Raw genomic sequence first — 6245 nt, forward strand, 5'->3', positions numbered from 1 at the left:
GTGACGTAGGGTCAGTCGTGAGGCACCAGCATCCGGTGCGATCTGAGAGGCGGCGAACGGATGACCGAACACGAGCTCCACACGATGTGGGCGTCAGCACGGCTGCAGATCATCCTGTCGCAATTGGGCCCCATCGTGCTGCTGACCTCGAGCGTCGCCCTCGTCATGGCCGGGCTCGGGCACCAGCCGACGCCGATCCGCCTGGCTGCGGCGCTCATCCTGCTGTCGACCGGCATCCTGGGTGCGCTCGTGCAGTTCTCGGCGGCATCCGAAGCCCAGGCGGTGGCAGACGACCTCGAATCGATCGGTGCGCCCAGTGCGGTGAGCCGGCGGATCGTCGCGCAGGCGCGTTTTGCGAATGTGGTGAAGTTCGTGACGCCGACGATCTTCGTGGCGACATTCCTGGCGCTGCTCTGGGCGATCTTCGCGCCGCCTGCGCTCGGTGGCATGCAGTAGTCCAGCCCTTTCCCTCCCCGCAAGCGCCGCTCGCGGCCGCCAAGGGACGCATAACGTTCCAACCGGCGCCCAAACCCGCGATATGGGTCCCTTGGGCGGCGGGGCGCGGGCCGCGGGCGGGTGGCGCGGGCGGCGGGGCGGATCAGAACACGAAGTGGCCGGTCTCGTCGAAGTGGGCGGGGCGGGCATCCTGAACCCAGGCAGGGTCGATGGGACCGAAGAGGTGCGGGTAGCGCTCGCCGTTACCGGCCTCCTCATGCACGACGGCTGTTCCGGCGGCCGTGATCTGCTGGTCGTCCATGACCAGCACGACGAGCGGCTCGTGGATGTCGCGGTAGAACCGCCCCGCGGTCGCGTCGAGCTGGGCGGCGGTGGAGGCGTGGATGAAGCCCTCCTCGGCGAGCGTGGCCGTGCTCGACGAGACCGTGTACGCGCCGGCGATGGTCGCGGCCTGCCAGTCGGCGGCCCGGGCGATGTGGAAGATCTGCATCCGGCGAGCTTACGCGCCGGGCACTGCTGCTGCCGCCCCGCCAGCCGCCTCGCCAGACGCCCGCTCAACGGCTTCGATCGAGCGCGCGATGTCGTCGGCATCCGTCGACCAGTTGCTCACCGAGATGCGGAGGATGTCGCGGCCGTGCCAGCGCGATCCTGACATCCACACGTCGCCGTCGTCGATGAGGCGTTGGGTGACGAGCCGGGTGCGTTCGTCGCTGCCGAATGACAGGCAGACCTGGGTGAAGACCACCTCGTTCAACACCTCCACCCCGGGGAGCGCTGCCAGCCCGCGGGCCAATGCCTGCGCCGTGTCGACCAGGCGATCGACCAACTCAACCGTGCCGACGCGACCGAGGGAGCGGAGCGCGGCCCACACCGGAACGGCCCGGGCCCGCCTCGACATCTCGGGCACGCGCTCGAACGGGTCGCTCGATCCGGCATCGTCCCTGATGAGGTAGCTCGTGCTGGTTCCGAACGCCGAGTGCAGCACGTCGGGGTGCGCCACGATCACCACGCCGCAGTCATACGGAACGTTGAGCGTCTTGTGGGCATCCGTCGCCCAGGAATCGGCGCGCACCATGCCGCGGGTGAGGGCGTCGAAGCGGGGGCTGATGCCGGCCCACAGCCCGAACGCACCGTCGACGTGCACCCAGGCGCCGCGTTCGTGCGCGAGCGTGACGATCTCGTCGAACGGGTCGAAGGCACCCGAGTGCAGGTTGCCCGCCTGCAGGCACACGATCACCGGGCCGCGGATGCCCGACAGCACCTCTGCGAAAGCACCGACGTGCGTCCGCCCCTCGTCGTCGGCGGGAACGACGACGGGTTTCCCGAGGCCCAGGTAACGGAGCGCGAGGTCGACAGAGGCATGGCGTTCCTCGCCGACGATCACGGTGATGCGCGGGGCCCCTGCGAGGCCGTCGGCGTTCAGATCGTGACCGACATCGGCCAGCACCTTCTCGCGCGCAGAGGCGAGACCGACGAAGTTCGCCATGGTCGCGCCGGTGGTGAAGCCGACGCCGGAGCGGGCGGGGAATCCGAAGAGGTCGACGATCCAGCGGGCGGCCGTCTCCTCGATCGCGGCTGTGGCGGGGGTGGCGTAGCGCATGGCCGAGTTCTGATCCCAGGCGCTGACCAGCCAGTCGGCACCGAGGGCGGCCGGCAGGGTGCCCCCGATCACCCAGCCGAAGAATCGGCCGGAGGGCATCGCCATGAGCCCTGGATCGGCGAGGCGGGCAAGCTCGTCGACCACCTCGGCGGGAGGGATCGGGGCCTCCTGCAGAGGCCCGCCAAAATCTGCGGCCAGCTGGTCGACCGACTTCTGGGGTCCGACGGGGCGGGTCTCGACAGACGCCAGCCAGCTGAGCGCATGCTCCTTCGCACGGCTCAGTGCTTCGTTGAAATCGCCTCCATCAGTGGACACGCCACCCACAGTAGCCCTCTGATCGGCCCGTGTCGACGGTCGGTTGCGTCGTCGGCTATGATTGCTCAGGCATCACCCTTGGAGCTGTCGCATAGTTCGGCCTAGTGCACCACCCTGCTAAGGTGGAGTGGGCGTCAAGCCCACCGTGGGTTCAAATCCCACCGGCTCCGCACTTGTTTGTACAGGCATGAAATAGCTCGAACCTGCGTCGTCGTGGGTTCGGGCTATTCGTCTGTCAGCTACTTCTCTGTCAGCTACTTCTCTGTCAGCTACTTCTCTGTCAGCTACTTCTCTGTCGGCTACTTCTCTGTCGGCTAATTCTCCGTCAGGGGGCGCGCCTAAACTGGCGGCGAACATGAATGTCGAAGACAGTGGGAGAGCCGCCGATCGCCTGAGCATCGCGCTCCAGGACGAGTCGTCGTCGAACCGGCTCGCGAGCGCGCTCGCCGCGGGTACCCGGCCGGATCCGTCGTACGTCGAGGTGCTGGTGCGGCGGTGCGCGGTGGAGCCGGACTTCTTCGTGCGGGACATGCTCACCTGGGCGCTTCTGCGGCATCCGACGTCGAAGACGGTTCCCCGGCTGGTCTACGAAGTCGGCGACGACGGGTCGCAGGCACGCAGCCAGGCACTCCACACGCTGTCGAAGATCGGCGACCCGAGGGGGTGGGCGGCGATCAGCGCCGAACTCCTGCGGGATCCCGATGACGACGTGGCCCGGAGCGCGTGGCGCACGGCTGCCGGCCTTGTCCCGGCCGGAGAAGAGGCAGGTCTCGCCGAGGAGTTGTGCGCCCAGCTCGGGCGCGGCTCACCCGAGACCCAGCGGAGCCTCGGCAGGGCCTTCGCCACGCTCGGGGAGGTCGCGCTCCCGCCGCTCGAAGCGCGCAGCGCCGATGCCCGAAGCGGGGTGCGCATCCAAGCCGCCGCCAGCGCTGCACTGGTGCGGGATCCCGAGGCGAACTTCGACGGGCTGCTCGCTGACGCAGAGCGTGCTGACAGTGCTGCCCGCTGACAGCGCCGCCTGCAGATGGGCCGCCCGCAGACAGGCCAGCCGCCTCCACCTCACTGTCAGGCGGCCACGGCTACGATGGCCGGGTGACCCCGACCCGCCGCCAGTTCTTCGTTCGGAAGGTGGTGGTTCTCGGCATCCTGCTCCTGGTCGTCGCGGCCGGCATCTACGTGCCTGTGGTGCTCACGGCGCCCCTTCCCGCCGCTGCGGTCACCCTCGAACCGCCGGCGGTGCAGACTGCCCCAGCAGCCGCGGTCTCCGCGCCCGCGCAGGGGTCGAGCGCGATCTCCCTCCAGGATTCGAGCGAGGTGCTGGCTTCGAGCGGGCAGTCCGGGCCGGTGCCGATCGCCAGCGTCACCAAGATTCTCACCGCGCTGGTGGCTCTGCAGGCGAAACCGTTGACTCTCACCGACGACGGCCCGAGTATCACGATGACGGCAGCCGATGTGGCGTTCCTGGACTCGACAAGGGCGGAGGGCGGATCCTACGTGCTCGTCAACGAGGGCCAGGTGCTTACCGAACGGCAGGTGATCGAGATCATGCTGATGGAGTCCGCCAACAACTACAGCGAGACGCTTGTCACGTGGGCGTTCGGATCGATGGATGGCTACCTCACCGCCGCGCAGGCCTTCATCAAGGCGCAGGGCCTGACCGGCACCTCCGTCGTGGACTCGAGCGGGCTCAACCCCGCCAGCGTCAGCACCACCACAGACCTGCTGAAGCTCGCGTCGCTCGCGCTCGACAACCCGGTCCTGGCCGCCGTCGTGTCGACACAGAAGGAGAGCATCCCCGGCCTCTCCGAGCTCACCAACACGAACACCCTGCTCGGCTCCGACGGCGTCGACGGGCTGAAGACGGGTACCACCGATCAGGCGGGTTCGTGCCTGCTCTTCTCGGCGGACTTCACCGTCGCCGGCGAACCGTTCAGCGTCGTCGGTGTGGTGCTGGGCGCCGCCAGCTCGGAGTCGGCACGCCAGGCGGTGACCGCGCTGCTCGACAGCGCGAAACTCGGATTCACGAGTGTGCCCCTGGCGACCACGGGCCAGATCGTCGGCAGCTACACCTCAGCCTGGGGCGCGACCGTGCCGATCGTGGCGGCTCAGGATGCCTCCACTGTCGTCTGGTCGAGCACGCCGGTGAGCGTGGCGGCAGACACGGTATCGCTCAGCGAAGGTTCCGCGGGTTCCGCCGCCGGCGACCTGCGCTACGGCGTCGGCGGAGAGACCATCACTGTGCCGCTGCGGCTCGAAACGGATCTCGAGGGCCCGGATCCGTTCTGGCGCCTGATGCACCCGGGCGAGCTGCTCGGGTAGCGCGCCGGCGCCTCGCCGCCCGCTGCGTTTTGTCGCTTACGCCCCCCGGCGCGCACGCGCGGAAGCGACAAAGGGCCGCGCATCTTCTCCCCGGCCGCGCGCCCGCGCCCACCTAGTGCGCCCGCGCCTCCAGGGCGAGCAGAGCCGTCTTCGCCGCGAGCCCGCCGATGTAGCCGCCCAACCCGCCATCGCTCCGCAGCACACGATGGCACGGCACCACGACCGGCAGCGGATTCGTCGCGCACGCCGATCCGACCGCCCGCACCGCCCGCGGGCTGCCCACGGATTCCGCGACCTGTTTGTACGTCTCGGTGCGGCCGTAGGCGATCGCCGGCAGGTGCCTCTGCACGAGCTGGCGGAAGCCGCTCGACAGCGACAGGTCGAGCGGAACGTCGAATGCGCGACGGGTGCCGGCGAAGTACTCGTCCAGCTCGAAGGCCAGGGCGTCGAGCCGTTTCGGTGCACGCAGGATCCGCGCGCTCACCCGCGCCGCGAGCGTCTCCAATACGGCGTCGTGATCCTCGATGTCATAGGCGACACGAACCAGTCCGGCCTCGGTGGCAGCGAGCAGCAGGGATCCGACCGGGGTGTCGACAGTCGTGTATGCGAGGTCGAGCAGGTGGGCATCCAGAGCCTGCTGTTCGAGCTGGGCGTGCAGCCGAGTGACGGCCGAGTCGAGTTCGATGGACTCCTCCGCGAGCGGAGTGAAGTCGAACCGCTCGGCAGCGTTTGTGCTGTCTGTAGTGTTCATCGCAGAATTCCCTTCGGTTCGTGGGTTGCCGTGCCGGAGACGCTCTCTGGCAGGTAGACGAGGCGGAGCGCCCGCACCCCATCGGACGACGCACGCCTCGCCGCTTCGACGCTCCCGCCGAGCAGTTCGGCTACCTCAGCGAACGGCAGCCCGCCGAGGTAGTGGTAGGCCACGGCGAGGCGTTGCTTCTCGGGGAGCAAGCCGACAGAGTGCCAGAGAGCCAGGGAGTCGCTGCTGTCGTCGTGCGCCTCGCCGCCCGCGGCACCTTCTTTGGCGCTTCCGGTTCTGGATGCCCGTTCCGGCAGTTCCTCGACCGGGATCGGCTGACGGCTTCGCATCCGCGTCTGGTCGATCGCCTTCCGGTGGGCGATCGTGACGAGCCACGCTTCGACGTTCGCATCCTGCGGGAGCTCTGGATACGCGCCGAGAGCGGAGAGGAAGGTCTCCGACCAGGCATCGTCGGCGTCGGGTATCCCGAGCACGGCACGGCAGACGCGCAGTACGGCGGCGCCATGCTCGGCGACCATTTTCTCGAAGGGCGGTTTCATGTTCACACTCTGTAGACGCTCGGGGTCGCCGAAACGTGAGGTCGGGGGTGTGGAACAGTCTGCCGGGATTGCGGCTCACAATTTGTTTCTGAGAGTTTTGGATTCGGGCCTGCAGGGTCGCTGATTTGTTGAGGGAATGTCAGTGGTTGGTGTTTGACTTGGAGCATGAACCAGCCAGCCTCGACCTTTGACATCGCTTCGGTGATGGAGTGGGTTTTGGATGCCCGGCAGCGGTTCGACGCCTTGTTGGCGGGCG

General features: G+C 68.4%; 7 protein-coding genes and 1 tRNA gene. 4 read left to right on the plus strand and 4 right to left on the minus strand.

The window, feature by feature from the left end; translation table 11 throughout:
• Positions 1-60 precede the first annotated feature (60 nt).
• Entirely contained in the window at positions 61-456 is a 396-nt protein-coding gene (locus B7R22_RS01060; protein ID WP_116409974.1) for a hypothetical protein, read from the plus strand.
• Positions 457-598: 142 nt separating this feature from the next.
• Here the strand turns inward: B7R22_RS01060 and B7R22_RS01065 are convergent, their stop codons facing one another.
• Positions 599-946, minus strand: coding sequence for a DUF952 domain-containing protein (locus B7R22_RS01065; protein ID WP_116409975.1), 348 nt, complete (start codon positions 944-946; stop codon positions 599-601).
• A 9-nt stretch (positions 947-955) separates the two neighbouring features.
• Positions 956-2371 carry a pyridoxal phosphate-dependent decarboxylase family protein gene (locus tag B7R22_RS01070; RefSeq protein ID WP_116409987.1) on the minus strand — a complete coding sequence of 472 codons (1416 nt, stop codon included), beginning with the start codon at positions 2369-2371 and terminating at the stop codon, positions 956-958.
• 80 nt (positions 2372-2451) lie between these two features.
• On the opposite strand from B7R22_RS01070, the gene B7R22_RS01075 reads away from it, so the two are divergent.
• The 3 genes from B7R22_RS01075 to B7R22_RS01085 all read left to right on the plus strand — a co-directional run bounded on the left by B7R22_RS01075 (position 2452) and on the right by B7R22_RS01085 (position 4690).
• Positions 2452-2541: transfer RNA gene (locus B7R22_RS01075), tRNA-Ser, on the plus strand.
• A 185-nt stretch (positions 2542-2726) separates the two neighbouring features.
• Positions 2727-3380: a HEAT repeat domain-containing protein gene (locus tag B7R22_RS01080; RefSeq protein ID WP_116409976.1), complete on the plus strand. Its 654-nt coding sequence runs from the start codon at positions 2727-2729 to the stop codon at positions 3378-3380.
• Between the two features lie 83 nt (positions 3381-3463).
• Complete coding sequence (locus B7R22_RS01085) at positions 3464-4690, plus strand: D-alanyl-D-alanine carboxypeptidase family protein (RefSeq protein WP_172582132.1); 1227 nt, start codon at positions 3464-3466, stop codon at positions 4688-4690.
• Positions 4691-4802: 112 nt separating this feature from the next.
• On the opposite strand, the gene B7R22_RS01090 is transcribed toward B7R22_RS01085, so the two are convergent.
• Both B7R22_RS01090 and B7R22_RS01095 read right to left on the minus strand, forming a co-directional pair.
• Positions 4803-5441, minus strand: coding sequence for a methylated-DNA--[protein]-cysteine S-methyltransferase (locus B7R22_RS01090; RefSeq protein WP_116409978.1), 639 nt, complete (start codon positions 5439-5441; stop codon positions 4803-4805).
• Entirely contained in the window at positions 5438-5989 is a 552-nt protein-coding gene (locus B7R22_RS01095; protein ID WP_116409979.1) for an RNA polymerase sigma factor, read from the minus strand. Before B7R22_RS01095 ends, B7R22_RS01090 begins: the two co-directional genes overlap by 4 nt.
• Positions 5990-6245 lie beyond the last annotated feature (256 nt).

Source organism: Subtercola boreus (genome assembly GCF_003399635.1).
Taxonomy (GTDB): domain Bacteria; phylum Actinomycetota; class Actinomycetes; order Actinomycetales; family Microbacteriaceae; genus Subtercola; species Subtercola boreus_B.